The organism is Corallococcus sp. RDP092CA (genome assembly GCF_041903675.1).
GTDB lineage: Bacteria > Myxococcota > Myxococcia > Myxococcales > Myxococcaceae > Corallococcus.
Map to the genome: position 1 here is coordinate 46,695 of NZ_JAYESI010000017.1, position 26,450 is coordinate 73,144.

A 26,450-nucleotide genomic window follows, 5' to 3' on the forward strand; every position below is an offset into this window, starting at 1 on the left:
ATGCGAAATCTTGTCCTGGCCCTCCCCTGCGCCCTCGCGCTCGCGTGCGGCGGAGACTTCTCCAACGACGACCTGGAGTTCCAGAACGCCCTGCCCCAGCGCGAGGACCTGGCCGCGAAGCTGCCGGCCTCCGCCCGCTCCGGCCAGGGCCCGGTCACGCGCGTCCAGCGGCTGGGCGCGTCGCAGGTGCTGGGCGGCGCGTCGGAGCTGGCCTTCCAGGCCTACACGGCGGGCACGCGGTTCAACACCAGCGTGGACGCCCTGCTCGCGCTGCTGGAGGTGTTCCGCAACGCCCCGCCCACCACGCGCGAAGGCGACCGGCGCATCTGGGGCCCCTTCCCCTCCGGGGACCACCCGGGCCACGACATGCGCTTCGTGATGGAGCGCCAGGGCGCCTCCTTCGCCTACCTCCTCCAGTTCCGGCCCCAGGGCGGCGGCGAGGACGCGTGGTGGACGTACCTCCCCGGCACCTTCAAGGCCGACGGCGGCATCCGCAAGGGGACCGGCACGCTCGCGCTGGACCTCCAGGCGGCCCGCGCGCACGGCTTCGAGACCGGCGAAGCGAGCACGGTGGACCGGCTGGACATCGACTACCAGACGAAGGCGCTGCCCACGAGCGTGGAGCTGCTCTTCACGGGCGCGGGCGCCACGGCCCCGGACACCCGCTATGCGTCGCGTCAGACGCCGGAGGGGCTGGGGGAGATGGCGTTCCGGCTGCCGGGAGTGGACCTGATTCCCGGCGGGCTGCTGGAGACGCTGGACATCGTGGCGCGCTGGACGCCGGACGGCCGGGGCGTGCTGGTGCTCGACATCCTGGTCGGGGACGCGAAGGGCGCGCAGTACACGGAGTGCTGGGACGCCCGGACGCGCATCACCTTCATTCAGCGCAACTGGGACTTCCTCAACCCCACCGAGGGCGACCGGAGCACCTGCCCGGACGTGTCCGCGCTGGACCTGTAGCCGCGAAGAGGCGCCCGGGCTTCGGCCCGGACAGCAGCCGGGCGGACAATCCCGGGCCCTCGGAAGGTGACGGGCGGGGTGGATTCTCTATGCTGGCGGCTGTCTCCCCGCGCCCCCATGCCCAACTCCTCGCTTCTCACCGTCTTGAAGAGCCGGCGCGTCTGGCTCCTGATGGCCGTCGGCTTCGCGTCCGGCCTCCCCCTGTGGCTGACCGGCGTCACGCTGTCCGCGTGGATGAAGAACGAGGGGGTCAACCTCAAGACGATTGGCATCTTCAGCCTGGTGGCGCTCCCCTACACCTTCAAGGTGCTGTGGGCGCCGCTGATGGACCGCTACACCCTGCCCTTCCTGGGCCGGCGGCGCGGCTGGATGCTGCTCACCCAGGTGCTGCTCATGGGCGCCATCGCCGCCATGGGGCTGGTGAACCCGAAGGACACGCCCCTCGCCATGGCGTGCATGGCGGTGGTGGTGACGTTCCTGTCCGCCAGCCAGGACATCGTCGCGGACGCGTGGCGCACGGACATCCTCACGACGGAGGAGCGCGGGCTGGGCAACTCGCTGTACGTCACCGGCTACCGGCTGGGCATGCTGGCGGCGGGCGGGCTCGCGTTCATCCTGTCGGACCACCTGGGCTGGTCCCGGACGTACTACGTGATGGGCATGCTCATGGCCGTGGGCGTGGTGGCCACGCTGCTGGCCCCGGAGCCCCAGAGCGTGAAGCCCCCGCGCAACCTGGCGGACGCGGTGGTGCGGCCCTTCGTGGACTACTTCCGCCGCGAGTACGCGGTGGGAGTGCTCGCGTTCCTGGTGCTCTACAAGCTGGGGGACGCCATCGCCGCCAGCATGGTGACGCCCTTCTACATCGAGCTGGGCTTCTCCAACACGGAGATTGGCGCGCTCAGCAAGACGCTGGGCATGCTGGCCACCATCGGCGGGGGCCTGCTGGGCGGCGTGCTGATGGTGAAGCTCAGCATGCGCCGCGCGCTGTTCATCTTCGGCGCCGCGCAGGGCCTCACCAACCTGGCCTTCATGGCGCTGGCGCTGGTGGGCAAGAACGACCTGATGCTCGCGAGCACCATCGCCGTGGACAACGTGTGCACGGGCCTGGGCGTCACCGCGTTCGCGGCCTTCGTGATGTCGCTGTGCCACAAGAGCTTCAGCGCCACGCAGTACGCGCTCCTGTCCGCGCTGGGCACCATCGCCAACCGGCTCATCGGCTCCGTGTCCGGGTACCTGGCCACGTGGATGGGCTGGCCCACCTTCTTCGCCTTCACCGCCGCGGCGGCCATCCCCGCGCTGGTGCTGCTGCTGTTCCTGCCGGAGAACGCCGCCCAGCCCCAGGAGGACGAGCCCCCCGAGGCCGCCCCGCCCGAGTCCTCCTCCGCGTCCGTCGCCGCCGCGCGCTGACGCCTTCAGGACACCCGTCCCCGTCCTGGCAGCCCGCGCTCCCGCCCGCTTCTGGACGGAGCGCGCCAGGGCGGGTGCGGCGCAGGACAGCGGACGGCGACTTCGCCTCCCCTCGGGCGGCGCGCGCGGCTAGGGTGGCCCCGTCATGGCACACCCTTCCGCTGGCAAGCCCCTTCCGCGCGAGCAGCTCATCCACCCCGAGAAGCTGCGCGCGCAGTACTACGACGACACGCCCGACGCGTCCGTGGCCGAGCAGCGCGTGGCCTTTGGCACCTCCGGTCACCGGGGGAGCGCGGCGCGCCGCAGCTTCAACGAGGCGCACATCCTCGCGGTGGCGCAGGCCCTGTGCGAGTACCGCCAGCAGCAGGGCTATACCGGCCCGCTCTTCCTGGGCATGGACACGCACGCGCTCTCCGAGCCCGCCCAGCGCACCACGCTGGAGGTGCTGGCCGCCCACGGCGTGGAGGTCCGCTACACGGACGGCGCCACGCCCACGCCGGTCATCTCCCACGCCATCCTCACGTACAACCGGGGCCGCGCGAGCGGGCTCGCGGACGGCATCGTCATCACCCCGTCCCACAACCCGCCGGAGGACGGCGGCATCAAGTACAACCCGCCCAACGGCGGCCCCGCGGACACCAACGTCACCTCGCTGGTGGAGAAGCGCGCCAACGCGCTCCTGGCCGAGGGCAACCGGGGCGTGCGGCGCGTCCCCTACGAGAAGGCGCGCGCGAGCGCCACGGTGCAGCCCCATGACTTCATCACGCCGTATGTCGCGGACCTGGCGAACGTGGTGGACCTGGAGGCCATCCGGGGCGCGAAGCTGAGGCTGGGCGCGGATCCGCTGGGCGGCTCCAACCTGCACTACTGGGAGCCGCTCGCGGCGCGGTACGGCCTGGACCTCACGGTGGTGAACCCCACCGTGGACCCCACCTTCGGCTTCATGCCCGCGGACCATGACGGGAAGATCCGCATGGACTGCTCGTCGCCCTACGCGATGGCGAACCTGGTGAAGCTCAAGGACCAGTACGCGCTCGCGTTCGGCAACGACACGGACTCCGACCGCCACGGCATCGTCACCCGCAGCCAGGGGCTGATGAACCCGAACCACTACCTGGCCGTGGCCATCAGCTACCTCTTCCGCAACCGCCCGGGCTGGAAGGCGGACGCGGCGGTGGGCAAGACGCTGGTGAGCAGCAGCCTCATCGACCGCGTGGGCAAGGACCTGGGCCGCCGCGTGGTGGAGGTGCCGGTGGGCTTCAAGTGGTTCGTGGACGGGCTCGTGGACGGCTCGCTGGGCTTCGGCGGCGAGGAGAGCGCGGGCGCGTCCTTCCTGCGCCAGGACGGCACCGTGTGGACCACCGACAAGGACGGCATCATCCTGGACCTGCTCGCGGCGGAGATCCTCGCGCGCACCGGCAAGGACCCCGGCGAGCACTACCAGGCGCTGACGCAGCGGTTCGGCGCGCCGCTCTACACGCGCATCGACCAGCCGGCCACGGCGGCGCAGAAGGCCGCGCTGAAGAAGCTGTCGCCGGAGGCGGTGAAGGCCACGTCGCTGGCGGGCGAGCCCATCCTCCAGCGCCTCACGCGCGCGCCGGGCAACGGCGCGGACCTGGGCGGCCTCAAGGTGACGACGGAGAACGGCTGGTTCGCCGCGCGTCCGTCCGGCACGGAGGACGTCTACAAAATCTACGCGGAGAGCTTCCGCGACCAGGCGCACCTGGACACCATCGTCCAGGAGGCGCGCGCCATCGTGGGCGAGGCGTTCGCTGGAAGGTAGGCGTGGACGGGGCGCCTCGCGCGAGGTTCGATGCCGCCGCGCGAGGAGTCCCACCGCCCATGGACGTGAAGACCCTCCTCCAGTACGTGCTCGCGCTGTTCATGGTCGCCGCGGGGGTGAACCACTTCCTCAAGCCCCGCATGTACATGCGCATCATGCCGCCGTCCCTGCCCTGGCACCGGGAGCTGGTGCTGCTGAGCGGCGTGGCGGAGGTGCTCCTGGGCGTCTTCCTCCTGGTGCCCGCCACCACGCGGCTCGCGGCCTGGGGGCTGGTCGCGCTGTTCGTCGCGGTGTTCCCCGCGAACCTCCACATGGCCCGGCACCCGGAGCGGTTCCGGAAGGTTCCCCCGGCGCTGCTCTGGGCGCGGCTGCCGCTCCAGGTCGTGCTCATCGCCTGGGCGCGCTGGTACGCCTGAGGGCCCTCAGCGCCAGAGCGGCGCGTGGTCCTCGATGTACTGACGCACCGTGCGCGTGGGGCGGCCCAGCAGGTTCGTGAGCGTGGGGTCCACCTGCTCCGCCTTCCCGAAGCGCAGCCCCACGTGCATCAGCGTCTGCATGCCCAGTTGGACCCACGACAGCCGGCGCTGGTGCAGGTGGCGCACGTAGCCGGCCACCGACGCGGGCACGTAGCGGATGGGCCGACCCAGCACCTCCGACAGGACGGACGCCACCTCGTCGAACGTCACCGCCTCCAGCCCGGTGAGCGTGAAGGCGCGGTTGCGCAGCGACGTGTCCAGCAGCGCCCGCGCCGCGACCTCTCCCACGTCGCGCACGTCCACGAAGGCCACCCGGCCATGGCCCGCGGGCATGTAGAGCCGGTCGTCCTGGCGGATGTCCTCGCGGTACGCGTCCCCCAGGTTCTGCGCGAAGAACGCCGGGCGCAGCAGCGTCCACCCGACGCGGGAGCGCTTCAGGTGCTCCTCCACCGCGTGGTGCGGCGCCCACGCGCGCCGCTCCGCGCCGGCCATGGACAGGAACACCACCTGCTTCACGCCCTGCGTGGCCGCCGCGTCGATGAACGCGTGGAGCACCCCTTCCGCGTGCGCGATGGACGGCGGCCGCATCAGGAACACGCCCCGCACGCCCTCCAGCGCGGGGAGGAACATCTCCGGCCGCAGGAAGTCCAGCGGCGTCGGCATCACGTCCCCGTCCAGCTCCCGGAGCAGCGACACCGTGTGCTCCGGCGACTTCACCGCCGCGCGCACCGCCACCCCCTCCGCCAGGAGCGCGCGCACCACCGCCCGCCCCACGTTGCCCGTGGGCCCCGTGACGAGCACCGGCCCGCTCACCACGGCCGCGCCCCCCGAACCCCCGCCCCACCCGCCATCCCCCGCCCGGAACGGCCGGCGCCGCGGAACACCCCTGCGCTCATGCGGAACCTCCTCTTTCGAGCCCGCACCCGGGAAACCTGCCCGGGGCGGGGTGACAGTGACCTACCCAGACGTCCCCTTCCCTACGCCGAGAGAAACGCGCCCCTCCGGATCCGTTGAGGCGCTGGCTCTCAAATTCCGGAAGATGAGAATAGAGCGTACGCCAGCCAACACCCAGGGTGTGAGGGGGGTGGCGGGCTGGCACTCGCCAGGGGTGGGGGCGGGCGGGGAGGCGGCGCCCGGCGGGTGGCCCGGCGGTGCTCGTGAGGCCCGCCATCCTTCCTTGACTGATCCGGAGGTGCTCTTTAGGTTCAGAGGCTTCCACCGGCTCGCCAAGAGCCCAGAAGGATGTTCCATGGCCCGCGTTACCGTTGAAGACTGCCTTCCCTACGTGGACAACCGGTTCGCGCTGGTGCTCCTGGGCGCCAAGCGCGCGCGCCAGCTGATGGCCGGCGCCCGCCCCATCATCGAGACCTCGAAGAACAAGCCGCCCGTGCTCGCCCTGCGCGAGGTCGCCACCCAGCGCGTGAAGTTCGACCGCGACGTGCGCGAGGCGCTGTCCGGCAAGTACGTGGGCGAGGAAGCCAGGAAGTAGCTTCCCCTACCCCCGCTCCTTCCCCTCCACGAGGGGAGGAGCCCCGGGCGCCAGGCCCTGGGCGCGCATCCACCGCAGCGCCCGGCCGGCGACGGCCTTCTCACCCTTGTAGCCCAGCGCCGGAATCAGCCCCTCGAGCGGCATCCAGCGCACCTCGTCCACCTCCACGCGCGGCCCCGGCAGCGGCCCCAGCTCCCCCGCCTCGTAGCGGAAGAGGAAGAAGTGGACGCGCTTGAAGATGCGCTGCCCCCGGAACTGGTAGACGTAGCGGATCTCCCCCAGCGGCGCGAGCAGCGCCACCGCGGTGAGGCCCGTCTCCTCCCGCACCTCGCGGCGCGCGGTCTGCTCCGGCGTCTCGCCGGGGTCCACGTGGCCCTTGGGCAGCGCCCACAGGTGGCGCCCGTGCGGACGGATGACGGCCACCTGCCAGGCACCGTCCTGGAAGCGGATGACGATGCCTCCTGAGGACGCCTCGCGTGGCATGGCCCCACCCTACCCGAAGCAGGCGGCGGCCGGGACCCTCAACCTCCGTGCGCGAGGTGGCGCAGCTTGGCCTCCGCCCCCAGCCGGTAGGCATAACGCAGGTCGCCGAGGAGCCGGTCCAACCGCAGGCCCTGGACGTGCGGCATGAGCCGCGCGCAGAAGCGCCGCGACAGCCGGTTCGCCTCCTCGTAGCGCCAGCGCTCCTCCGCCGACAGCAGGGGCTGGTACGCGACCCGGTCGAAGAGGCGCGTCAGGAGCTCCCGCGCCCACGCGGCCACGCCCTCCCCCCAGCGGTGCAGCAGGCAGACCACGAACTTGTCCACCTCCGCCTGCGCCTCCAGCTCCAGGAGCGACACCGTGCGCTCGTGGTGCGCCGTGTGCGCCACGTAGAGGAAGTGGCTGACCCCCTCCGTCACCTGGCAGTAGCCGTCCAGGTCGCCCTCCAGCACGGAGCCCAGGGGGCTGCCCGCGTAGCGCGCCATGCGCTCGCGCAGGGAGGCGTCCAGGTAGAGCGCCACCTCCAGGTCGCCCCGGGCCTCCAGGACCAGGAGCTCCTCGTGCACGCGCCCGGTGCCGCCCAGGCTCGCGGCGACCTCCGCGTCCATCACCACGAAGGCCTCCGCGCGGGCCTCGCACCGGAAGCCGTAGATGGCCTCCAGGTGGGCCTGGAGCCGCCCCACGAGCGGGAAGTCCTCGGCGTCAGTTGGCAAGCGACCCCTTGCGCGGGACCCAGCCCGCGTCCACCAGCACGCGCTCCAGCTTGTCGTTGCCCGTGCGCGCCCAGGATTCATAGACGCGCAGCGCCCCCGCGGGCCCCGCGCGCACCAGCCCGCGCGCGCTGATCTCCTCCAGCACCTCCACGAGCGAGCGGAACTTGTCGCACAGCTCGCGGTACACGCCGGTGAAGCCGCCCACGGGCACCAGCTCCGCCACCTGCCCGTACGCCGCGCCGCCCATCTGGATGTAGTAGTCCGGCCCCACCATCCCCTGCTGGAGCGCGCCGGAGAAGAAGCCGACCTTGTAGAGCGACACGTCGCCCAGCCGCCGCAGCGTGCGGATGCGCTCCTCGCGCTCCTGCTGCAGCGCGCGGTGGTACAGCTCCGCCAGCGGCTCGTGGTCGCGCCGACCCTCCGCGTCACGGCTGAACAGCTTGTCCGAGGCCGCGAACTCCGCCAGCAGGTTCACCAGATAGAACTCGGTGGACTCGCCCAGCGCCACCCGTTGCCGGGCCGAGACCTCCAAGAGGAGCTCCCGGAAGAACTCCTTCAGCGAGGAAGAGGACGACACCAGTCCGCTCATCGAGCACACCTCCCGGATGAAGCCTGGAAGGCCCCCGGGCCAGCGCCCGGACCCTCCAGGACACGCTGGTGACAAGCCTAGTCACCCAGCCCCGGGCAGGCAAAACCGACCCGAGTCTTATCAAGGGCTTACGCTGGCACTCCGGAGGACCGAGTGCCAACCTCCGGACACCGGGGACGGCCTGGCGGGCAGGCGTGGCGCGCGGGAATCTTTTTTCGAAAAGCCCAATCAGGACGGGTGCTTAGCCGTATCCGGACAGATGTCCCGACGTCGCTTGACGGGGTGAAGTCCCTGGTTATTATCCGCCGCGCCTGGGCGTTAGCACTCGGCGGGTGCGAGTGCCAGCGCCGGGGTCCACAGGCTCTTTTTCAACAACCCTTGCGGCATCCCGGTCCGGACCTTCCGTCCGCCTCCGGCGGCCGCGATTCACAGGAGCAAGCCATGAAGATTCGTCCCCTGCAGGATCGGCTCATCATCAAGCGCGTCGCCGAGGAGAACAAGACCAAGGGTGGCCTCTTCATCCCCGACACGGCGAAGGAGAAGCCGCTCGAGGGCAAGGTGATCGCCGTCGGCAACGGCAAGGTGCAGGAAGACGGCAAGGTGCGCCCCATGGACATCAAGGCCGGCGACACCATCCTCTTCAGCAAGTACGCGGGCACGGAGATCAAGATCGACGGTGAGGACCACCTCATCCTCCGTGAAGAGGACGTGCTGGGCGTCATCGAGAAGTAGGCCGCCCCCGTCGCTTTCCAACCCCTTTCCTTTCGAGGTTTCAGACCATGGCGAAGGACATCATTTTCGAAGTGCGCGCGCGCGATGCCATCCTGCGCGGCGTGAACACCCTGGCCGACGCGGTCAAGGTGACCCTGGGGCCCAAGGGCCGCAACGTCGTCATCGAGAAGAGCTTCGGCTCCCCCACCATCACGAAGGACGGCGTGACGGTGGCGAAGGAGATCGAGCTCGAGAACAAGTTCGAGAACATGGGCGCCCAGATGGTCAAGGAGGTCGCCTCCAAGACGTCGGACGTCGCCGGTGACGGCACCACCACGGCCACCGTGCTGGCGCAGGCCATCTTCCGCGAGGGCGCGCGCCTGGTGGCCGCGGGCCACAACCCGATGGACATCAAGCGCGGCATCGACAAGGCCGTCGCCGCCATCACCGCCGAGCTGAAGACGCTGGCGAAGCCGACCAAGGGCAACAAGGAGATCGCCCAGGTTGGCACCATCTCCGCCAACGGCGACACCACCATCGGCCAGATCATCGCGGACGCGATGGAGAAGGTCGGCAAGGAGGGCGTCATCACGGTGGAGGAGGCCAAGGGCCTGGACACCACCCTGGACGTCGTCGAGGGCATGCAGTTCGACCGCGGCTACCTGTCCCCGTACTTCGTGACGGATCCGGAGCGCATGGAGGTCGTGCTGAACGACGCCCTCATCCTCATCCACGAGAAGAAGATCTCGTCGATGAAGGACCTGCTGCCCATCCTGGAGCAGGTGGCGCGCGCCGGGAAGCCGCTGCTGATCATCGCCGAGGAGGTCGAGGGCGAGGCCCTGGCCACCCTGGTGGTGAACAAGATCCGCGGCGTGCTGAACGTGGCGGCGGTGAAGGCGCCGGGCTTCGGCGACCGCCGCAAGGCCATGCTGGAGGACATCGCGGTCCTCACCGGCGGCCGGATGATCGCCGAGGACCTGGGCATCAAGCTGGACACGCTGACCATCCAGGACCTGGGCCGCGCCAAGCGCGTCACCATCGACAAGGACAACACCACCATCGTCGACGGCGCGGGCAGCCAGAACGAGATCGAGGCGCGCGTGAAGCAGATCCGCGCCCAGGTGGAGGAGACCTCCAGCGACTACGACCGTGAGAAGCTCCAGGAGCGCCTCGCGAAGCTCGTGGGCGGCGTGGCCGTCATCAACGTGGGCGCCGCGACCGAGACGGAGATGAAGGAGAAGAAGGCCCGCGTGGAGGACGCGCTCAACGCGACCCGCGCGGCCGTCGAGGAGGGCGTGGTGCCCGGCGGCGGCGTGGCCTACATCCGCTGCCTCAAGGCCCTGGAGAGCCTGAAGGTCGCCGACGGCGAGAAGTCCGGCGTGGACATCATCCGCCGCGCCGTCGAGGAGCCGCTGCGTCAGATCGTCGGCAACGGCGGCCTGGAGGGCAGCGTGGTGGTGAACAAGGTCAAGGAGGGCACGGGCGCCTTCGGCTTCAACGCCGCCTCGGGCACCTACGAGGACCTGCTGGCCGCGGGCGTCATCGACCCGGCCAAGGTGAGCCGCACCGCGCTGCAGAACGCCGCGTCGGTCGCCTCGCTGATGCTCACCACGGAGGCCATGGTCGCCGAGCGCCCGAAGGCGGACGACGACAAGGGCGCCGCCGGCGGTGGCATGGGCGGCATGGGGGGGATGGGCGGCATGGGCGGCATGGGCATGTAGTCACCCCACCCTTCCCCGCTGCTCCAGGGGACGGGACTTGACGGCCTCCGGCGCCCACCTGGCTCCGGGGGCCGTCGTGTTTTTTCAGGGAGCCAGGCGCGCGCGAAGGCCGTGGCCCCGCGTGCAACCGACCCTTAGGTTTGGCATCAAGAGAGCCAGGAGGAAGTCCATGAAGCCCGTGAAGATCTACACGACGACCTATTGTGGCTTTTGCGTGCGGGCGAAGGACCTGCTCAAGCGCAAGGGCGTGGCCTACGAGGAGGTGGACGTCACCGGGGACGACGAGGCCCGCGCGAAGCTGGTGGAGCTGAGCAACGGTCAGCGCACCGTGCCGCAGATCTTCATCGGGGACACGCACGTGGGCGGCTACTCCGACATGGCCGCGCTCGACCGCGAGGGCAAGCTGGATCCCATGCTCCACGCATAGGCGGCCAGGCGGCCGGGCCCCGGGTCCGGACGCCACCCGCTTCCCCGCGTGCCTACCTTCTCCGCCAGGACCTTCACCCCTTTCGCGGGAGGAACATCATGGCGGGCGGACAGGAAGTCACCGGGACCCGGGATGAACACCACGACCTCATCAGCACGCTCTACCACCTGCTCAAGGGCGCGTCGGTGAGCGAGCAGTACCTGCGCGACGCGGAGGCCGCGGGGGACCAGGAGCTGGCGCAGCTCTTCCGGGACTGGCAGGAGGAGCAGCGAAACCTGGCCGAGCGCGCCAAGAACCTGCTGGGCGCGCGCATGATGAACGCGCGGGGCCGCGCGGCGAAGGGCCCGGCCAGGAAGGGGCCCACGCGCGACGTGAAGGGCCCCACCAACGCCACCGTGCGCTCGGGCGGAGGCCCCGGCGACGACGCGGTGGACGAGCAGTCCAAGGAGTCGTTCCCCGCGAGCGACGCACCCGCGACGTACTGACGCGCGCGAAGAGAGGCTGGAAGGCCGGCCCGACGTCCCCGGTAGGGGCGGACGGGCCCCTTCTGTCTTCACCTTCAACGGACGTTTCCGGATCCACTTCTTCCGCTTGCCCCCTGTGTCCAGTCCCCCCTAAAGAGGCGGGACTCAGGGCGACGAGGGGTGTTTTTGCCCCCCACGCCCCGTTGAGACCAGGGGTCCGTGAACATGACTGACAGACCGGATGTCACCGAAACCGTCCACGCGGAGCGCGAAGGCCAGGCCACCCGCGTTCCCCTTCATGAGTGGACAGTGGAAGTGGTGTCCGGCCCGGACAAGGGCAAGAAGGTCACGACGCGGGACTCGCTGGTGCGCGTGGGCTCTGACGGCGCGGGGGACCTGGTGCTGAGCGACCCGACGGTGAGCCGCCGCCACCTGGAGGTGGAGCGGCTGCCGCAGGGCCTCCTGCTGCGCGACACCGGCAGCCGCAACGGCACATTCCTGGACGGGCGCCGCATCCTGCAGGCCTTCGTCTCCAGCGGCGACAAGGTGGAGCTGGGCAAGACGAAGCTCGCGGTGAAGGTGGCCGCCCGCGCGACGGAGGTGGAGGTCGCGGGCGCGGAGTCCTTCGGGCAGCTCGTGGGCAGCTCGGAGAAGATGCGCTGGGTCTTCACGGAGCTGCGCCGCATCGCGCGCGAGGACATGAACCTGCTCATCGAGGGTGAGACGGGCACGGGCAAGGAGCTGGCCGCGCGCGCGGTGCACCAGCACTCGCTGCGCCGCCACGGCGCCTTCAAGGTCGTGGACTGCAACCTCATCTCCGAGGAGAAGGCGGAGCGCGAGCTGTTCGGCGGGCTGCGCGCCGGGGAGAACGAGGACAAGGGCGCGCGCGGCATCTTCGAGGCGGCGCGCGGCGGCACCCTCTTCCTGGACGAGGTGGGCGAGCTGCCCCTGTCCGTGCAGGGCAAGCTGTTGCGCGTGCTGGAGACGCGCGAGGTGCCGTCGCTGGACGGGCAGCCGGTGGCGGTGGACGTGCGCGTCATCGCCTCCACGCACCGCAACCTGGAGGAGGACGTGCGCCAGGGCCGCTTCCGCGCGGACCTCTACTTCCGGCTCGCGGTGGCGCGCGTGCGGCTGCCGCCCCTGCGCACCCGCCGCGACGACATCCCCACGCTCTCGCAGGCCCTGTCGCGCGGCATGAAGGCCGCGCTGGAATTGACGCCGCAGACGCTGGCCCTCTTCGAGGGCTACGACTGGCCGGGCAACGTGCGCGAGCTGCGCAACGTGCTGGAGCGCGGCGCGCTGATGCAGGAGACGGGCAACACCAGCTGGCTGGACTTCCTGGCGCACACGCCCAAGCGCACGGAAGGCGCGGAGCCCGCCACCAACGTGGCCGCCATCGTCACCGGCATGCCGTACCACGAAGCGAAGGACCGGGTGCTCGCGGACTTCGAGCGGCTGTACTTCGCGGAGGTGATGCGCGAGGTGGCCTTCGACATGAAGGCCGCGGAGCAGCGCACCGGCCTGTCCATGCAGAGCCTCTACCGCCTGTTGAAGAAGAACGGGCTCCGCCTCAAGGACCTCAAGAACGCCGAGGGCCTGGAGAAGTGAGCGCCCGACCGCAGTCCCCACCACCCCAACCGGGAGAAAGCCTCACCATGCTGAAGCGTCTCGCCGTCGCCTCCGTCATCCTCACCGCCGCCTGTGCGGGCCAGCAGAAGACCGATGCCACCGAAGGTCAGAAGCAGATGACCAAGGAAGAGCGGCTGCGCATCACCAACCAGCCCCCGTTCGACCTGGCGACCTGCTTCCCGCACGAGCAGACCCTGCCCGCCCCCGCCAACGAGGGCGTCCTCGTGGGCGCGCTCCTGAGCGTCCGTCCGGACGTGCTGGAGTGCCTGGTGGACCCGGCCCACCGCGGCCCGGCGGCCAGCACCAAGGTGACGGTGAAGACGACCGTCAACGCCCAGGGCGCCACGCACGCCGTCTCCGGTGACAACCTCACCCCGGCCGGCACGGCCTGCATCCAGAACGTGCTGGACACGCGCGTGAAGCCCGCGCCGCTGGCGGCGGACGCCAAGCCCGTGGAGGCCACGTACGAGTACGACCACGCCACCGCCAACAACCCGTCCGTCACCCTGGGCATCAACGAGGGCTCGGACTTCTCCGGCGCGGTGCGCCTGGCGCAGAAGAGCTGGTGTGACTGCTTCGCCGGCTACAAGGCGTCCACGCCGCCGGTGCTGAGCGCCGACATCCACATCGTGAAGGGCCAGCCCAACCCGACGGAGGTCGTCTTCAAGCCCTCCGGTAGCACCGAGGGCGACCAGCTGGCGGCCTGCATGCAGGCGAAGATCGCCGCCATGCCGGCGTCCACGACGGGCGAGCTGAAGTTCCCCTTCCGCTTCGTGTTCTTCAACTCGCAGGCCCCGGTGGAGGCCTCCGCGAGCATGCCGCCGGAGCTGCGCTTCTTCCAGCTGGAGCTGGCGCGCACCCAGACGGCCGCCGCGTCCGCCATCGCCTTCGGCGCGCGCACCAACGCGGCGGACACGTATGACGCCGTCGTGCAGAAGTACACCAAGACGAAGGACTACAAGCTCTTCGACGAGCTGTCCTCCAAGTGCAACGCCCTGGTGGAGGCCGCCACCCAGTGGGTGGACGCGCTCAAGACGCAGGAGAGCGTGGACCAGACGACGCTGACGCTGGTGCAGGAGCTCAAGGCCCAGAAGGAAGACTGGGCCCCGGTGGAGACCGCCAGCCAGGAGGCCCTGGCCAACACCCAGAAGGACCTCTCCGCCGCCCAGCAGCGGCTGGCCGCGGACCAGGGCGCCTGCCCGAAGAAGAGCTACGCCCCGACGAAGAAGAAGTAGCCCTTCGCGGCACGCGGCTCCTGAAATGAGAACGGGCGCTCCGGAGGACATCCCGGAGCGCCCGTCTGCTTTTCAGCGGTGGGCCCTGCCCTGCCGCGCGCCCTACGACGCGGCGGGGACCTTGTCGTCGTTGTGCGCGGTGGCCTCGCGCATCTTCACGCTGACGAGCTTGGAGATGCCGGGCTCCTCCATGGTGACGCCGTAGAGCGTGTCGGCGATCTCCATGGTGCGCTTGTTGTGGGTGATGAGGATGAACTGCGACTGGTTGCTCATCTCCTTCACCATGTCGTTGTAGCGGCCCACGTTGCCCTCATCCAGCGGGGCGTCGACCTCGTCCAGGAGGCAGAAGGGCGTGGGCTTGATGAGGAAGATGCCGAAGATGAGCGCCACGGCGGTGAGGGCCTTCTCGCCGCCGGAGAGCAGGTTGACGCTCTGGAGCTTCTTGCCCGGCGGCTGGGCCACGATCTCGACGCCCGGCTCGCCGTTGGGGCCCTCCTGCGTCAGCACGAGGCTGGCGCGGCCACCGCCGAAGAGGCGCGGGAAGATGGCCTGGAACTTGTCGTTCACCACGTCGAAGGTCTGCTTGAAGCGCTCGCGGCTGGTCGCGTCGATGCGGACGATGGCCTCCTTCAGCTGGCTGATGGACGCCGTGAGGTCCTGGCGCTGGGCGGAGAGGAACTCGAAGCGCTTGGACAGCTCCGCGTGCTCGTCGATGGCGGTGAGGTTGATCTCCCCCATCTTCTCCACCTGCGCGCGCAGGTCCTTGAGCTCGCTCTCCACCTCCGGCGAGAGGGGCGCCAGCAGGTGGTAGTTGTGCAGCTCCGCGGCCAGCTCCAACTGGTAGCGCTCGCGGATGCCGGCGGCCAGGTGCTCCAGCTCCAGGCCGATCTCCTTCTCGCGCAGGGTGATCTGCGACAGGCCCTGCATGAGCTCGTCCAGGCGGCCGCGCAGCTCGCGGAAGGCGGTGTCCTGCTCGCGCACCTCCGCGGTGGCGGTGGCGTGCGCGGCGCGGCGGGCCTCCAGGGTCTCCGCGGCCGCGCGGTGCTCCTCCGCCCGCTGCTCGCGGGTGGACTCCAGCTCCGCGAGCCGGCCCTGCAGCAGCTCCACCCTGGCGCGGCCTTCGGTCACCGTGCCCTGCAGGCGGCTGACGCGCGCCTCCATGTCGCGGCGCTGCGCCACCAGGCTCTCCAGCTCCTTGCGGGCGGACTCGCCGCGCTCGCTGCCGGCGGCCACCTTTACGCGCAGGCCCATCAGGTCCGCGGACGCCGTGTCCGCGCGCTGGCGCAGGCCCTCCAGCTCCCCCGCGTACTGGCGCACGCGCTCCTCGCGCGCCTCGCGGTCCGCCTGGCCGTGGGCCACCTCGCCGCGGCTGGCCTCCTCCTCGTTGGCGAGCGCGGTGTGGCTCTGCGCGAGCTGCCCCTCCTCGCCCTCCAGGGCGCGCAGCCGCTCGCGCACCCGGGCCAGGTCCTCGCTCGCCTTGTGGAGGTCCTTCTCCTGGCTGGCCAGGTTGACCTCCTCCGCGTGCTGCTCCTTGCCCAGGCCCTTGAGGACGGCCTCCGCCTGCCCCATCTGCTTCTGGAGCGTGTAGTGGCGGGTCAGGATCTCGTTGTAGCGCTCCTCCACGCGGGCGACCTCCGCCGCCAGCTCCGCGATCTCGCGCTTCTTCTGGAGCGCGCCCACCGCCGCGCCCTCGCGCTCGCCGCCGGTGATGGAGCCGTCCGCGCGGAACACCTCGCCGTCCAGCGTGACGAGCGTCACCGGCGTGGAGGTGCCTTCCGCGTACTCGCGCGCGGCGACCAGGTCCTGGACGATGACCACGTCGCCCAGGAGCAGCTTGAGCACCGGCTCCAGCGCGGGCTCGCAGGACACCTCCTTGAGCGCGTGCGCCAGCACGCCCGGGCGCGTGAGGTCCGGCTCCACGAAGGCCCGGGCCTGCTCCATGGAGGGCACCGGCAGGAAGGTGCCGCGCCCTTCCGCGTGGCCCTTCAGGTACTCCACCAGCTCCACGCCCTTCTCGCGGCTGTCCACGATGACGTGCTGGAGCCGCTCGCCCAGGGCGGCCTCCACCGCGCGCTCGTAGCGCGAGGAGGTGACCGTGAGGACATCCGCAACCAGGCCGAAGATGCCCTGCTCGCGGGCGGCCTCCGCGGCGCGCACCATGACGGCGCGCACGCCCCGGTCGAAGCCGTCGTAGTTCTTCTGGATGTCCTCCAGGGAGGACAGGCGGCTGCGCTTGTCGCTCAGCTCCTCGCGCAGCGCGATGACCTGGACCTCGTTCTCCGTGAAGGCCTCGCGCGTGCGGGTGAGGGCCTCCTCCTCGTGGCCCCGGCGCTCGGCCAGCTCGGAGGCCAGGTGGCGCGTGTCCTCCACGTGCCTGGCCGCCTGGGTGCGCACGGCGTCCAGCGCCTGCTCCTGGGCGCGGAGGGCCTCCAGCTCACCGGCGAGCTTCGCGCGGCGGGCCTCCAGGTCCGCGCGCTGGCGCGCGAGGTTGACCAGGTTGCTCTCGTGGTTCGCCAGGCGCGTGGCCACGGCGACCAGCCCCGCCCGCTCCTGCTCCAGGCGCAGGGAGACCTCTGTCTGGAGCACGGAGACGCGGCGCTGCTCCTCCAGGGCCACCTGCATGGCCACTTCGTCTTCCTTGTACGAGCCGGCGATGCCCGACAGCTCCGCCTCGCGGGCCGTCATGGTCTGCACGACCTCGGCCTGCCGCGCGAGCAGCGCGTCCAGCTCCGCCTGCGCGGACTCCACGCGCGCGCCGGTCTCCTCGAAGTCGCGGCGGCCGTAGGCCAGCTCCTGCGCGTCGCGCTGCAGGGCGCTCTCCAGCGCGTGCACCTCGCCGGCGTACTGCTGGAGGGCCGCCCCTTCCGCGTCCAGCTCCGCGCGGCGCCGGGTGATGACCTCCTCCAGCTCCTTCACCTTGTCCAGGCCCTCGCGCTCCTCGCCGCCCAGGTTCTCCAGGCGCGACTGGAGCACGCGCTTCTCCGCCATCAGCTCCAGGGAGCGGTGGCTGGCGGAGTGCAAATCAATCTCCCGCATGCGCGCCTTGAGCTTGCGGTACTTCTCCGCCTTCTTCGCCTGGCGCGACAGCGTGTCGAGCCGCTTCTCCAGCTCGCCGGTGATGTCGTTGACGCGCAGGAGGTTGGCCTCGGTGGCCTCCAGCTTGCGCTCGGCGGCCTTGCGGCGGGCCTTGTACTTGGTGACGCCCGCGGCCTCCTCCAGGAGGTGCCGGCGGTCCTCCGGCTTGCTGGAGACGATGAGGCCCACGCGGCCCTGCTCGATGATGGAGTAGGCCTTGGTGCCCACGCCCGTGCCGAGGAACAGCTCGGTGATGTCCAGCAGGCGGCAGGCCGTCTTGTTGATGAGGTACTCGGAGTCGCCGTTGCGGAAGAGGCGGCGCGTCACGGTGATCTCGCTGAAGCCCTGGTACTGGGGCGCCAGCGTATCCGTGTCGTCCACGAGGAAGGTGAGCGACACCTCCGCCATGGACAGGGGCGGCTTGTTCTCCGAGCCGTTGAAGATGACGTCTTCCATGCCGCGGCCGCGCAGGTTCTTCGCGCTCTGCTCGCCCATCACCCAGCGGATGGCGTCCACGACGTTGGATTTGCCACACCCGTTGGGGCCGACGACGCCGGTGACCCCCTCGTCGAAGGAGAAGACGCTCCGCTCCATGAACGACTTGAAGCCGGTGATGTCCAGGCGCTTGATTCGCATGCCAGCGGGCCTCCCTACAGGCCGACGGTGAAGCGGGTGAAAACGCGCGCGAGGCCGGAAAATCGGCTCCGCAGCGTTCGGCAGGAGTACCAATCCACCCCGCCGGGGATCAAGCGTGACCATGCCACGCATGACCCTATGTGACGTGCTACAGGCCGGTAGGCGAGCGTCCCTGCGTCACCCTTGCAAAGCAGCCGGCCCACCCTACCTTCCTCTTGACCTTTCTGGAGGCGTCCTACGTTCCAGCCCTTGCTTGCCTTGTCGCTCCTCGTGGGCGCGTCTCCGACGTCCCAGGTAGCACCCCGGTCTGACATGGTGGTGGCGGCGGCGCCGGCCCCCTGTCCGAACCCCTGGTTTCCCATGGAGGACGGCCTGACGCTGACCTACCGGGCCGGCCGCTCGTCGGAGCTGGTGCTGACGACGAAGGACGTCGCCCCGGCCGCGGACGGGACGGTGAAGGCCACGCTGGCGGTGAGCCTCAAGGGGCGCAGCGGCAAGACGGACCTCACCTGCGACGCGGACGGCGTGCGCACGGGCCTGGGCGGCCTGGAGGGCACGCTCCTGTCCGCGTCCGGCATGGACGTGCAGGTGGTGAACGCGGAGGGCGCGGCCGTGCCGGCGCCGTCCGTGATGGTGCCGGGGGGCACCTGGAAGAACAGCCTGTCGGTGAAGCTCCAGCCGCCGGCGAAGAAGGGCGGCCTGCGCCCCATCATCGCCACGACCTTCGACAAGGAGGCCACGGTGGTGGGCGAGGAGGAGATCACCGTCCAGGCGGGCACCTTCAAGGCGCTGAAGATCAAGAACATCACCACGGCCCGCGCCAGCCGCCCCGGCGCGGAGGGGCGCTCCATGGAGAGCTTCATGTGGTTCGCGCCGGAGGTGGGCATCCTCAAGCTGACCACGGACGGAGAGACGAACCTGGAGCTGCTCAAGGTGGACCGGCCCCACGCCAAGGTGAAGCCCGCGGCGGTCCAGGGCGGCGCGAAGAAGAAGGCCGTGAAGCAGCCCACCAAGAGCTAGCGCTTCAGCCCGTCTCGCCGGAGGGCACGGGCGGCTCCGAGGGGCGGCCGTCCTTGGGCCCCACCGTGGGGCGCGCCTGCGGCTCCACCGTGACGCGCACCACGCGGGGGCCGTCCACCTCCTCCACGAGGATGCGCCACATGTCGAGCTTGAAGCTGTCGCCCTTCTCCGGCACCCGGCCCAGCTTCGTCATCAGGTAGCCGGCGATGGTGGTGACCTCGCCCTTCTCCTCGTCGTCCAGGTCGAAGGTGACGTCCAGCTGGGCCTCCAGGTCGTCCAGCTGCGCGGTGCCGGGCAGCTCGAAGCGGCCGCCGGGCAGCGCCCGCACCTCCTCCACGCGCCGGCCCAGCTCCGCCACGTCGCCCACCACCTCCGCCACCACGTCCGCGATGGTCACCAGCCCGGACGTGCCGCCGTGCTCGTCCACCACCATGGCGATCTGCCGGCGCCGGCGGCGGAACTCCGCCAGCAGCTGCTCCAGCGTCGCGTTCTCCGGGATGAAGAGCACCGGGCGCTGCACCTGGGAAAGGCTGCGCAGCTCGCCACGCGACAGGAGGAAGAACAGGTCCTTCACGTTCACCACGCCCTCGAGCTCGTCGAGGTTGCCCCGGCACACCGGCAGCCACGTGTGCCCGGACGCGCGCGCGTCGATGACGTTCTTCTCGAGCGGCTCCTCCACGTCCAGGTAGCGCATCTGGTTGCGCGGCACCATCACCTGCCGCGCCGTCTTCTCCGCCATCTCCAGCGCGCGCTCCAGCAGCTCCGCCCGCGCCGTGGTGATGGCGCCGGCCTCCGCGGAGCTGTGCAGGATGACGCGCAGCTCGTCCTCGTTGGTGGCCTCGTGCGACTCGCTGGCCGAGTGCAGGCCGAAGGCCTTGAGCACCAGCGCCGCCAGCCAGTTGAGCAGCCGGATGGCCGGGTAGAAGAGGAAGTAGAACGCGCGCATGGGCAGCGCCACCGCGAGCGTCGTCTGCTCCGCGCGCTGGATGGCCACGCTCTTGGGCGCCAGCTCCCCCATCACGATGTGCAGGAACGTGATGATGCTGAAGCCGATGATGCCCGCGGCGGTGGAGCCGTACCTCGCCGCCAGCGCCTCCGGCAGCACCTTGTCCACCACCGGGTGCAGCAGGTGCTCGAAGGCGGGCTCCCCCAGCCAGCCCAGGCCCAGCGACGCGAGCGTGATGCCGAACTGCGTGGCGGAGAGGTAGGCGTCCAGCTCGCTGACCATCTTCAGGGCCGTGGCCGCGCCCGGCGTGCCCTCGTCCACCAGGGACTGCAGGCGCGTGGCGCGGATCTTCACGATGGCGAACTCCGTCGCCACGAAGAAGCCGTTCGCGACGACCAGCAGCAGCGCCAGCCCCAGGAAAACCCATTCCATTGCGTGGTTCCCTCAGAAGAGGGCTTCGAAGTCCGGATCGCCCTTGAGCACGTCGAACATGGGGTCCGCGGACAGCCACCCCAGGACCTTCTGCCGGTCCGCCGCCAGCGACTTCTGCAGGTACTGCACGGCGTCCTTCGGCCGGCCCCACAGCGCGTACAGCGCCGCCAGGTTGTAGTTGAGCAGGAGGTCTTCCGGGTTGAGCGCCCGGGCGCGCTCGTAGGCGCGCTCCGCTTCCGCGTAGAAGCCCTTCTGCGCGTAGCAGATGCCCAGGTCCAGCTGCGCCTCGAAGTTGTCCGGCTCCAGCCGCACCACTTCCTTCAGCTGGGTGATGGACGAGCGGTAGTCCCCCTCGTCCATCATCAGCGCCGCCAGCTCGTGCCGGGGGAAGGCGTCCTGGGGGTCCAGCTCGATGGCGGCGTGCAGCTCGCGCATCGCCTCCTCCACCCGCCCCTGGTCCGCGTAGGTGAGCCCCAGGTTCAGGTGGGCGTCCGGGTACTCCGGGTCCAGCTCGATGGCCTCCTTGTACTCCTCCACGGCCATCTCGCTGGCGTGGGTGGAGAGGAAGCAGGCCAGGTTGTAGTGCGCGGTGGCGCTCTCCGGCTCCAGCTTCAGCGCGGTGAGGTACTCCGCCAGCGCCTCGCGGAACTGCTTCTTCTCCGCGTAGACCGTGGCCAGGTTGTCGTGCGCGTGCGCCGACGTGGGGTCCAGGTCGATGGCCTTCCGGAACTCCTTGATGGCCTCGTCCAGCCAGCCCCGGTCCGCCAGCTCGATGCCGCGGGTGTTGTGCTCGTCTGACAGAGCGATGTTGTCCTTTTCCCGGGCCATGGACGCGGGGCAATCTACGCGTCGCGTGATTCCCCGTGCAAGGTAGAGTTTCCCCTTGCCCATGCGCCACGCCGCCTTGTTGCTCCTGCTGTCGCTCGCCGCCTGTCACCCCCGCCCCGTGACGCCCGCGGCCCCTCCTCCGGCCAGGGAGCCCACCGCCCCCCCGGAGGGCCCGCCGCGCGAGGCCCCGCCCGCCGCGCCGCCCGGGTCCAGTAGCGGACATCCCGAGGCCCAGCCGGCCCCTCCAGCCCCCGCCCGCCCGGTGACGCTGGTGGTGGGCGGCGACGTGACGGTGGGCTACCACTACGAGGAGTACTTCGATGATCAGGTGGCCAGGGGGAAGACGCGCGAGGAGATGTTCGCGTACGGCTTCCGCGAGGTGCGGCCCATCGTGGACTCGGGCGACCTGTTCGTCGTGAACCTGGAGTGCCCGTACACGGACAGCACGGAGAAGCTGCCCAAGAACTTCAACTTCCGCGCGCGGCCGGAGCTGGTGAACGTGCTCACCGCGGGGCGCGTGGGCGTGGTGAGCCTGGCCAACAACCACATGATGGACTACGGCGCGCAGGGGCTCCTGGACACCCTCACCGCCCTGGAGGCCGCGCGCATCCCCTTCTTCGGCGCCGGCCGCGACCTGGCGGAGGCGCGCCGCCCGGCCCTCCTCACCGTGGGGGGCCTGCGCGTCGCGTTCCTGGGCTACTTCTTCCTGGGCACGCGCAACATCGAGCCTCGCGAGGTCTACGCCACGGACACCACGCCGGGCGTGGCCGGGCACTTCTCCGACGTGGACGCGATGGAGCGGATGCTGCGCGAGGACATCGCCAGCGCGAAGGCCCAGGCGGACCTGGTGCTGCCCTTCTTCCACTGGGGCATCGAGGGCAACACCACCCCGGAGCCCTACCAGGTGCGCCTGGCGCACGCGGCCATCGACGCGGGGGCGGCGGGGGTGCTGGGCAGCCACCCGCACGTGCTCCAGGCCATGGAGCTGTACCAGGGCAGGCCGGTGCTCTACTCGCTGGGCAACTTCGTGTTCGGCGGGAACTGGAACCCCCGGGACAAGCGCAGCGTCCTGTGGCGGGCGCGCTTCGACTCCGCGGGTTACGTCTCCAGCGACGTGCTGCCCCTCAGGACCGACCGCTACCCCGAGTTCCCCGTCCAGCCGGTGCCCGTGACGGGCGCCGAGGCCGAGGGGGTGATGACCCTGCTGCGCACCGCGTCGCAGGGGACGCCGGGGCTGGAGCGGCTGCTCCCCGCGCTGGAGGCCGAGGGGGCGGGGAGCCCGCCGCCCCCCTCCTCCAGCGTGAGAGGGGGGCAGTAGCTGCCGGGACTACTTGTTGTTGCGCTGGCCGCGCTTGAAGCGCGTGCGGCGGCGCTTCAGCTGCGCCTTCCGGGTCTTGGCGCGGTTCTTCAGCTTCTTCTTGGAACGATTCCCCTTCTGTGCGGCCATGTGGAAGGACTCCGTGTTGAGCGTGATTCAAGCCGCACCGGGCGGCGACGGGGGCCGTTCTTACATGCCGCTGCCCATACGGCCAAGGTTTTCCTTGACGCCCTCGGCCCTTGCCACGGGGCGCCCAACGGGGCAAGACGCCCCGGGAACCACGCATGATCGACAAACTGCAAGAGGTCGAGCGCCGCTTCGAGCGGCTCACGGCCGACCTGTCCAACCCCGATATCCTCGCCGACACGGCGAAGCTCCAGAAGGTGTCCAAGGAGCGCGCCGGGCTGGAGAAGCTCGTCGAGACCTACCGCACCTACCGCAAGGTGCTGGCGGACCTGGACGAAGTGGAGGCGTGGCTGTCCAGCGCCGACCCCGACGAGAAGGCCTACGCCAAGGAGGCCCTGCCCGGCCTGAAGGCGCAGCGCGAGGCGCTGGAGGGGGAGCTGAAGATCCTCCTGCTGCCCAAGGACCCCAATGACGAAAAGAACGTCATCCTGGAGATCCGCGCGGGCGCGGGCGGCGACGAGGCGGCCCTCTTCGCCGAGGAGGTCATGCAGATGTACCTGCGCTACGCGGACCGCCGGGGCTGGAAGGCGGACATCCTGGACATGAGCGCGGGCAACGCCGGCGGCGTGAAGGACGCCACGGTGACGCTGTCCGGCGACGCGGTGTTCAGCAACCTGAAGTACGAGTCCGGCGTTCACAGGGTCCAGCGCGTGCCGGCCACGGAGACGCAGGGGCGCATCCACACCTCCACCATCACCGTGTCGGTGATGCCGGAGGCGGAGGACGTGGACGTGCAGGTGAACCCGGCGGACATCGAGATGCAGGTGATGCGCTCCACGGGCTCCGGCGGCCAGAGCGTCAACACCACGGACTCCGCGGTGCGCCTCATCCACAAGCCGTCCGGCATCGTGGTGAAGTGCCAGCAGGAGAAGAGCCAGACGAAGAACCGCGCCATGGCCATGCGCATGCTGCGCGCGAAGCTCTATGAGATCGAGCAGGAGCGCATCCGCAACGAGCGCGACTCCATGCGCCGCGGGCAGGTGGGCACCGGCGACCGCAGCGAGAAGATCCGCACCTACAACTTCCCGCAGGACCGGCTCACCGACCACCGCATCGGCCTGACCGTGCACAACCTGCCGGCCATCATGGTGGGCAACGTGGACGAGGTGATCACCGCCTGCCGCACGTACTACCAGGCCGAGGCCCTCAAGTCGCAGACGGACGGCAGGCGTCCCCCCAGCGAAGAATGAGCGAGACCTGGACCATCCGCCGGGTCCTCACCTGGACGACGCAGCACTTCGAGAAGCGCCAGGTGGACGCCCCGCGGCTCACCGCGGAGATCCTCCTCGCGCACGTGCTCAAGACGGGCCGGGTGCGCCTGTACGTGGACCTGGACCGGCCGCTGTCCAGGGACGAGCTGGCCTCGTTCAAGGCGCTCATCGAGCGCCGCATGGCGGGCGAGCCCACCAGCTACCTGACGGGCACCAAGGAGTTCTACAACCGCGCGTTCAAGGTGGACGCGCGCGTGCTCATCCCCCGGCCGGAGACGGAGCTGCTGGTGGAGGCGGTGCTGCGCGCGGTGCCCAGGGACGCGCCCGGCCGCGTGCTGGACGTGTGCACGGGCTCGGGCTGCATCGCCATCAGCGTGGCCGCCGAGCGGCCCCAGGCGACGGTGCTGGCCACGGACCTGTCCCGGGACGCGTGCGCGCTGGCGCGTGAGAACGCGCAGGCCCTGGGCGTGGCGGACCGCGTGAGCGTGCTGGAGGGAGACCTGTTCGCGCCCCTGCCCCCGGACGCGACGTTCGGGGTGGTGGTGTCGAACCCGCCGTACATCGACACCGGCGACATCGCCGGGCTGTCCGCCGAGGTGCGGCGCGAGCCCCGGCTGGCGCTGGATGGCGGGCCGGACGGGCTGGCCGCCTTGCGGCGCGTGATCCAGGGCGCCCGCCGGGTGCTGGAGCCTGGCGGACTGCTTGCACTGGAGATGGGTGAGACCCAGGGCAGCGCCGTCCTGGAGCTCCTGCGGGCCGCAGGATACGCCGACGCGCGCGTGGAGAAGGACCTGGAGCGGCGTGAGCGCATGGCGTTCGGGACACAGCCCGCGGCCTGACAGCCACGGCACGCGCGGCTTCAGGGCCGCACGCAAAGAAGGCACGCAAAGACATGGACAAGATCGTCATGAAGGGTGGCACCCCGCTGCACGGCGAGGTGGAGGTCTCCGGCGCGAAGAACGCGGCGCTGCCCATCCTGGCCTCCGCCCTGCTGGCGGACGGCACCAACACCTTCCGCAACGTGCCGGACCTGGCGGACGTGGCCACCATGCTGGAGGTGCTGCGCACCATGGGCTGCGAGGCCGCGCGGCTCACCGGCAAGAAGGCGGACACGTGTGAAATCGGCATCGCGGGGGACATCACCCCGGAGGCCCCCTACGAGCTGGTGAAGACCATGCGCGCGAGCGTCCTGGTGCTGGGGCCGCTCGTCGCGCGCTTCGGCCGGGCGCGCGTGTCCATGCCGGGCGGGTGCGCCATCGGCGCGCGGCCCATCGATCAGCACCTGAAGGGGCTGAAGGCGCTGGGCGCGGACATCCACCTGACGGAGGGCTACGTGGAGGCCCGGGCGAAGCAGCTCAAGGGTGGCATGGTGAACTTCGACGTCATCACGGTCACCGGCACGGAGAACGTGATGATGGCGGCGGTGCTCGCGAAGGGCCGCACGGTGATGGAGAACTGCGCGCGCGAGCCGGAGGTGGAGGAGCTGGCGCGCGTGCTCAACAAGATGGGCGCGAAGGTGGAGGGGGCGGGCACGTCCGTCATCACCATCGAGGGCGTGGACTCGCTCGACCCGGTAGACCACGCCATCCTGCCGGACCGCATCGAGGCGGGAACGCTGCTCGTCGCGGCGGCCATCAGCGGGGGCAACGTGCTGGTGAAGCACGCGCGGCCGGAGCACCTGGACGCGGTGATGGACAAGCTGCGCGAGGCGGGCTGCACCCTCACGGCGGAGGACGGCGGCATCCGCTGCAAGGCGCCCAGGTCCCTCCAGTCCGTGAACATCACCACCACGGAGCACCCGGGCTTCCCCACGGACATGCAGGCGCAGTTGATGGCGCTGATGACGGTGAGCCACGGCACGTCCGTCATCAGCGAGAACATCTTCGAGAACCGCTTCATGCACGTGCCGGAGCTGCACCGGCTGGGCGCGGACATCACCATCCAGGGGCACACGGCGGTGGTGAAGGGCGTGAAGATGCTCAGCGGGGCGCCGGTGATGGCCACCGACCTGCGCGCCAGCGCGTCGCTCATCCTGGCGGGCCTGGTGGCCGACGGGCAGACGGAGGTCAGCCGCGTCTACCACCTGGACCGCGGGTACGAGCGGCTGGAGCGCAAGCTGCGGGGCCTGGGGGCGGACATCCGCCGCGTGAAGGGGCGGGCCTGAGCCCTGGGGGCCGGCTGACGGCACGTTGCCAACAGAAGCGGCCGCACGGGTTGCATCCCAATTTTTGGGCGACTTATCATTCTCCATTCACTGGGGAGCACCCGTTGCTCCCCCTTTCAGGAGAACGAGCCGCCCCATGAATTGCCCCGGTTGCAGCGTCGAGATGACTGATCTCGAAGGAGATCACGAGACGTTGCGGAAGTGTGGAGACTGCGGAGGCCTGTGGATCGATGTCTCGGACCTGCGCCGCATCCTCCTTCACAACAACCTGCCCGGTCTGGAGCAGCTCGGGGGCAAGGTCGACACGGAGGCCCTGACAGGGCAGTGCCCGGACTGCCAGGTGGACTTCGTGCGCATCGATGGCGGCGACCGGCAGCACCCCCTGCACTACGACACCTGCGAGTCGTGCGGCGGCATCTTCCTGGAGTCGGAGTTCGCGGACGCCGCGGACGCCAAGGCCGCCGAGCAGGGGATCGTCACCTTCTTCCGCAACTTCGACGCGAAGCGGAAGGCCAGGGCCGCCATCTAGGCCGCGAAGGCCCGGGCCCGT

General features: G+C 70.4%; 24 protein-coding genes. 17 read left to right on the plus strand and 7 right to left on the minus strand.

Going from position 1 to position 26,450, the window contains the following annotated elements; all coding sequences use genetic code 11:
- The 4 genes from U8525_RS19245 (at position 1) to U8525_RS19260 (ending at position 4,566) form a co-directional block, all read left to right on the plus strand.
- Entirely contained in the window at positions 1–960 is a 960-nt protein-coding gene (locus U8525_RS19245; protein WP_374267722.1) for a hypothetical protein, read from the plus strand.
- Between the two features lie 117 nt (positions 961–1,077).
- The gene (locus U8525_RS19250; RefSeq protein ID WP_374267723.1) at positions 1,078–2,367 is read left to right on the plus strand and encodes an AmpG family muropeptide MFS transporter; all 1,290 of its coding nucleotides are present in this window, start codon (positions 1,078–1,080) and stop codon (positions 2,365–2,367) included.
- 145 nt (positions 2,368–2,512) lie between these two features.
- Positions 2,513–4,150 (plus strand): phosphoglucomutase (alpha-D-glucose-1,6-bisphosphate-dependent), encoded by a 1,638-nt coding sequence (gene pgm / locus U8525_RS19255; protein ID WP_374267724.1) that lies wholly within the window; start codon positions 2,513–2,515, stop codon positions 4,148–4,150.
- Positions 4,151–4,209: 59 nt separating this feature from the next.
- A complete protein-coding gene (locus U8525_RS19260; protein ID WP_374267725.1) occupies positions 4,210–4,566 on the plus strand; it encodes a DoxX family protein in 357 nt (118 codons plus the stop codon).
- A gap of 6 nt (positions 4,567–4,572) precedes the next feature.
- On the opposite strand, the gene U8525_RS19265 is transcribed toward U8525_RS19260, so the two are convergent.
- On the minus strand, positions 4,573–5,442 hold the full coding sequence (locus tag U8525_RS19265) for an SDR family oxidoreductase (protein WP_374267726.1): 870 nt from the start codon (positions 5,440–5,442) through the stop codon (positions 4,573–4,575).
- Positions 5,443–5,875: 433 nt separating this feature from the next.
- On the opposite strand from U8525_RS19265, the gene rpoZ reads away from it, so the two are divergent.
- Positions 5,876–6,115: a DNA-directed RNA polymerase subunit omega gene (rpoZ, locus tag U8525_RS19270; RefSeq protein WP_374267727.1), complete on the plus strand. Its 240-nt coding sequence runs from the start codon at positions 5,876–5,878 to the stop codon at positions 6,113–6,115.
- A gap of 6 nt (positions 6,116–6,121) precedes the next feature.
- Here rpoZ and U8525_RS19275 read toward each other — a convergent pair whose 3' ends face one another.
- Genes U8525_RS19275 through U8525_RS19285 form a run of 3 tightly spaced genes read right to left on the minus strand, consistent with a single transcriptional unit; the run spans position 6,122 to position 7,897 of the window.
- A complete protein-coding gene (locus U8525_RS19275; protein WP_374267728.1) occupies positions 6,122–6,598 on the minus strand; it encodes an NUDIX hydrolase in 477 nt (158 codons plus the stop codon).
- Positions 6,599–6,636: 38 nt separating this feature from the next.
- The gene (locus U8525_RS19280) at positions 6,637–7,308 is read right to left on the minus strand and encodes a hypothetical protein (RefSeq protein WP_374267729.1); all 672 of its coding nucleotides are present in this window, start codon (positions 7,306–7,308) and stop codon (positions 6,637–6,639) included.
- On the minus strand, positions 7,298–7,897 hold the full coding sequence (locus U8525_RS19285; RefSeq protein WP_374267730.1) for a hypothetical protein: 600 nt from the start codon (positions 7,895–7,897) through the stop codon (positions 7,298–7,300). Before U8525_RS19285 ends, U8525_RS19280 begins: the two co-directional genes overlap by 11 nt.
- Positions 7,898–8,338: 441 nt before the next feature.
- Between U8525_RS19285 and groES the strand changes: the two genes are divergently transcribed.
- The 6 genes from groES to U8525_RS19315 all read left to right on the plus strand — a co-directional run bounded on the left by groES (position 8,339) and on the right by U8525_RS19315 (position 14,084).
- The gene (groES, locus tag U8525_RS19290; RefSeq protein WP_223644793.1) at positions 8,339–8,629 is read left to right on the plus strand and encodes a co-chaperone GroES; all 291 of its coding nucleotides are present in this window, start codon (positions 8,339–8,341) and stop codon (positions 8,627–8,629) included.
- 47 nt (positions 8,630–8,676) lie between these two features.
- Positions 8,677–10,329 carry a chaperonin GroEL gene (groL, locus tag U8525_RS19295; RefSeq protein ID WP_374267731.1) on the plus strand — a complete coding sequence of 551 codons (1,653 nt, stop codon included), beginning with the start codon at positions 8,677–8,679 and terminating at the stop codon, positions 10,327–10,329.
- 169 nt (positions 10,330–10,498) lie between these two features.
- Positions 10,499–10,756: a glutaredoxin 3 gene (gene grxC / locus U8525_RS19300; protein WP_374267732.1), complete on the plus strand. Its 258-nt coding sequence runs from the start codon at positions 10,499–10,501 to the stop codon at positions 10,754–10,756.
- A gap of 98 nt (positions 10,757–10,854) precedes the next feature.
- Positions 10,855–11,241 (plus strand): hypothetical protein, encoded by a 387-nt coding sequence (locus U8525_RS19305; RefSeq protein WP_374267733.1) that lies wholly within the window; start codon positions 10,855–10,857, stop codon positions 11,239–11,241.
- 204 nt (positions 11,242–11,445) lie between these two features.
- Positions 11,446–12,828, plus strand: coding sequence for a sigma 54-interacting transcriptional regulator (locus U8525_RS19310; protein ID WP_374267734.1), 1,383 nt, complete (start codon positions 11,446–11,448; stop codon positions 12,826–12,828).
- Between the two features lie 47 nt (positions 12,829–12,875).
- Positions 12,876–14,084: a hypothetical protein gene (locus U8525_RS19315; RefSeq protein ID WP_374267735.1), complete on the plus strand. Its 1,209-nt coding sequence runs from the start codon at positions 12,876–12,878 to the stop codon at positions 14,082–14,084.
- Between the two features lie 102 nt (positions 14,085–14,186).
- Here U8525_RS19315 and smc read toward each other — a convergent pair whose 3' ends face one another.
- On the minus strand, positions 14,187–17,795 hold the full coding sequence (smc, locus tag U8525_RS19320) for a chromosome segregation protein SMC (protein ID WP_374267736.1): 3,609 nt from the start codon (positions 17,793–17,795) through the stop codon (positions 14,187–14,189).
- A 360-nt stretch (positions 17,796–18,155) separates the two neighbouring features.
- Here smc and U8525_RS19325 point away from each other — a divergent pair, with 360 nt between their 5' ends.
- Positions 18,156–18,815 carry a hypothetical protein gene (locus U8525_RS19325; RefSeq protein WP_374267737.1) on the plus strand — a complete coding sequence of 220 codons (660 nt, stop codon included), beginning with the start codon at positions 18,156–18,158 and terminating at the stop codon, positions 18,813–18,815.
- Between the two features lie 4 nt (positions 18,816–18,819).
- Here the strand turns inward: U8525_RS19325 and U8525_RS19330 are convergent, their stop codons facing one another.
- Together U8525_RS19330 and U8525_RS19335 are read right to left on the minus strand one after the other, a co-directional pair.
- Positions 18,820–20,193 carry a hemolysin family protein gene (locus tag U8525_RS19330; protein WP_374267738.1) on the minus strand — a complete coding sequence of 458 codons (1,374 nt, stop codon included), beginning with the start codon at positions 20,191–20,193 and terminating at the stop codon, positions 18,820–18,822.
- A gap of 12 nt (positions 20,194–20,205) precedes the next feature.
- Complete coding sequence (locus tag U8525_RS19335) at positions 20,206–21,021, minus strand: tetratricopeptide repeat protein (RefSeq protein ID WP_374267739.1); 816 nt, start codon at positions 21,019–21,021, stop codon at positions 20,206–20,208.
- Positions 21,022–21,082: 61 nt separating this feature from the next.
- Between U8525_RS19335 and U8525_RS19340 the strand changes: the two genes are divergently transcribed.
- The 5 genes from U8525_RS19340 to U8525_RS19360 all read left to right on the plus strand — a co-directional run bounded on the left by U8525_RS19340 (position 21,083) and on the right by U8525_RS19360 (position 26,429).
- Entirely contained in the window at positions 21,083–22,339 is a 1,257-nt protein-coding gene (locus U8525_RS19340; RefSeq protein ID WP_374267740.1) for a CapA family protein, read from the plus strand.
- A 284-nt stretch (positions 22,340–22,623) separates the two neighbouring features.
- The gene (prfA, locus tag U8525_RS19345) at positions 22,624–23,715 is read left to right on the plus strand and encodes a peptide chain release factor 1 (RefSeq protein ID WP_374267741.1); all 1,092 of its coding nucleotides are present in this window, start codon (positions 22,624–22,626) and stop codon (positions 23,713–23,715) included.
- Positions 23,712–24,575: a peptide chain release factor N(5)-glutamine methyltransferase gene (gene prmC / locus U8525_RS19350; protein ID WP_374267742.1), complete on the plus strand. Its 864-nt coding sequence runs from the start codon at positions 23,712–23,714 to the stop codon at positions 24,573–24,575. The genes prfA and prmC overlap by 4 nt, the downstream gene beginning before the upstream one ends.
- 53 nt (positions 24,576–24,628) lie before the next feature.
- Positions 24,629–25,900 carry a UDP-N-acetylglucosamine 1-carboxyvinyltransferase gene (gene murA / locus U8525_RS19355; protein ID WP_374267743.1) on the plus strand — a complete coding sequence of 424 codons (1,272 nt, stop codon included), beginning with the start codon at positions 24,629–24,631 and terminating at the stop codon, positions 25,898–25,900.
- 136 nt (positions 25,901–26,036) lie between these two features.
- Entirely contained in the window at positions 26,037–26,429 is a 393-nt protein-coding gene (locus U8525_RS19360; RefSeq protein WP_374267744.1) for a zf-TFIIB domain-containing protein, read from the plus strand.
- The last annotated feature ends 21 nt before the right edge of the window (positions 26,430–26,450 follow it).

What these genes read in the sequence shown, in the direction of transcription:
- murA (WP_374267743.1), top strand. Translation starts at nt 24,629, where the DNA reads ATGGACAAGATCGTCATGAAGGGTGGCACCCCGCTGCACGGCGAGGTG.
- U8525_RS19325 (WP_374267737.1), top strand. Translation starts at nt 18,156, where the DNA reads ATGGAGGACGGCCTGACGCTGACCTACCGGGCCGGCCGCTCGTCGGAG.
- groES (WP_223644793.1), top strand. Translation starts at nt 8,339, where the DNA reads ATGAAGATTCGTCCCCTGCAGGATCGGCTCATCATCAAGCGCGTCGCC.
- grxC (WP_374267732.1), top strand. Translation starts at nt 10,499, where the DNA reads ATGAAGCCCGTGAAGATCTACACGACGACCTATTGTGGCTTTTGCGTG.
- U8525_RS19340 (WP_374267740.1), top strand. Translation starts at nt 21,083, where the DNA reads ATGCGCCACGCCGCCTTGTTGCTCCTGCTGTCGCTCGCCGCCTGTCAC.
- U8525_RS19275 (WP_374267728.1), bottom strand. Translation starts at nt 6,598, where the DNA reads ATGCCACGCGAGGCGTCCTCAGGAGGCATCGTCATCCGCTTCCAGGAC.
- rpoZ (WP_374267727.1), top strand. Translation starts at nt 5,876, where the DNA reads ATGGCCCGCGTTACCGTTGAAGACTGCCTTCCCTACGTGGACAACCGG.
- U8525_RS19310 (WP_374267734.1), top strand. Translation starts at nt 11,446, where the DNA reads ATGACTGACAGACCGGATGTCACCGAAACCGTCCACGCGGAGCGCGAA.
- U8525_RS19335 (WP_374267739.1), bottom strand. Translation starts at nt 21,021, where the DNA reads ATGGCCCGGGAAAAGGACAACATCGCTCTGTCAGACGAGCACAACACC.
- U8525_RS19305 (WP_374267733.1), top strand. Translation starts at nt 10,855, where the DNA reads ATGGCGGGCGGACAGGAAGTCACCGGGACCCGGGATGAACACCACGAC.
- prmC (WP_374267742.1), top strand. Translation starts at nt 23,712, where the DNA reads ATGAGCGAGACCTGGACCATCCGCCGGGTCCTCACCTGGACGACGCAG.
- U8525_RS19360 (WP_374267744.1), top strand. Translation starts at nt 26,037, where the DNA reads ATGAATTGCCCCGGTTGCAGCGTCGAGATGACTGATCTCGAAGGAGAT.
- U8525_RS19315 (WP_374267735.1), top strand. Translation starts at nt 12,876, where the DNA reads ATGCTGAAGCGTCTCGCCGTCGCCTCCGTCATCCTCACCGCCGCCTGT.
- U8525_RS19260 (WP_374267725.1), top strand. Translation starts at nt 4,210, where the DNA reads ATGGACGTGAAGACCCTCCTCCAGTACGTGCTCGCGCTGTTCATGGTC.
- groL (WP_374267731.1), top strand. Translation starts at nt 8,677, where the DNA reads ATGGCGAAGGACATCATTTTCGAAGTGCGCGCGCGCGATGCCATCCTG.
- U8525_RS19285 (WP_374267730.1), bottom strand. Translation starts at nt 7,897, where the DNA reads ATGAGCGGACTGGTGTCGTCCTCTTCCTCGCTGAAGGAGTTCTTCCGG.
- U8525_RS19245 (WP_374267722.1), top strand. Translation starts at nt 1, where the DNA reads ATGCGAAATCTTGTCCTGGCCCTCCCCTGCGCCCTCGCGCTCGCGTGC.
- smc (WP_374267736.1), bottom strand. Translation starts at nt 17,795, where the DNA reads ATGCGAATCAAGCGCCTGGACATCACCGGCTTCAAGTCGTTCATGGAG.
- U8525_RS19250 (WP_374267723.1), top strand. Translation starts at nt 1,078, where the DNA reads ATGCCCAACTCCTCGCTTCTCACCGTCTTGAAGAGCCGGCGCGTCTGG.
- U8525_RS19330 (WP_374267738.1), bottom strand. Translation starts at nt 20,193, where the DNA reads ATGGAATGGGTTTTCCTGGGGCTGGCGCTGCTGCTGGTCGTCGCGAAC.
- prfA (WP_374267741.1), top strand. Translation starts at nt 22,624, where the DNA reads ATGATCGACAAACTGCAAGAGGTCGAGCGCCGCTTCGAGCGGCTCACG.
- pgm (WP_374267724.1), top strand. Translation starts at nt 2,513, where the DNA reads ATGGCACACCCTTCCGCTGGCAAGCCCCTTCCGCGCGAGCAGCTCATC.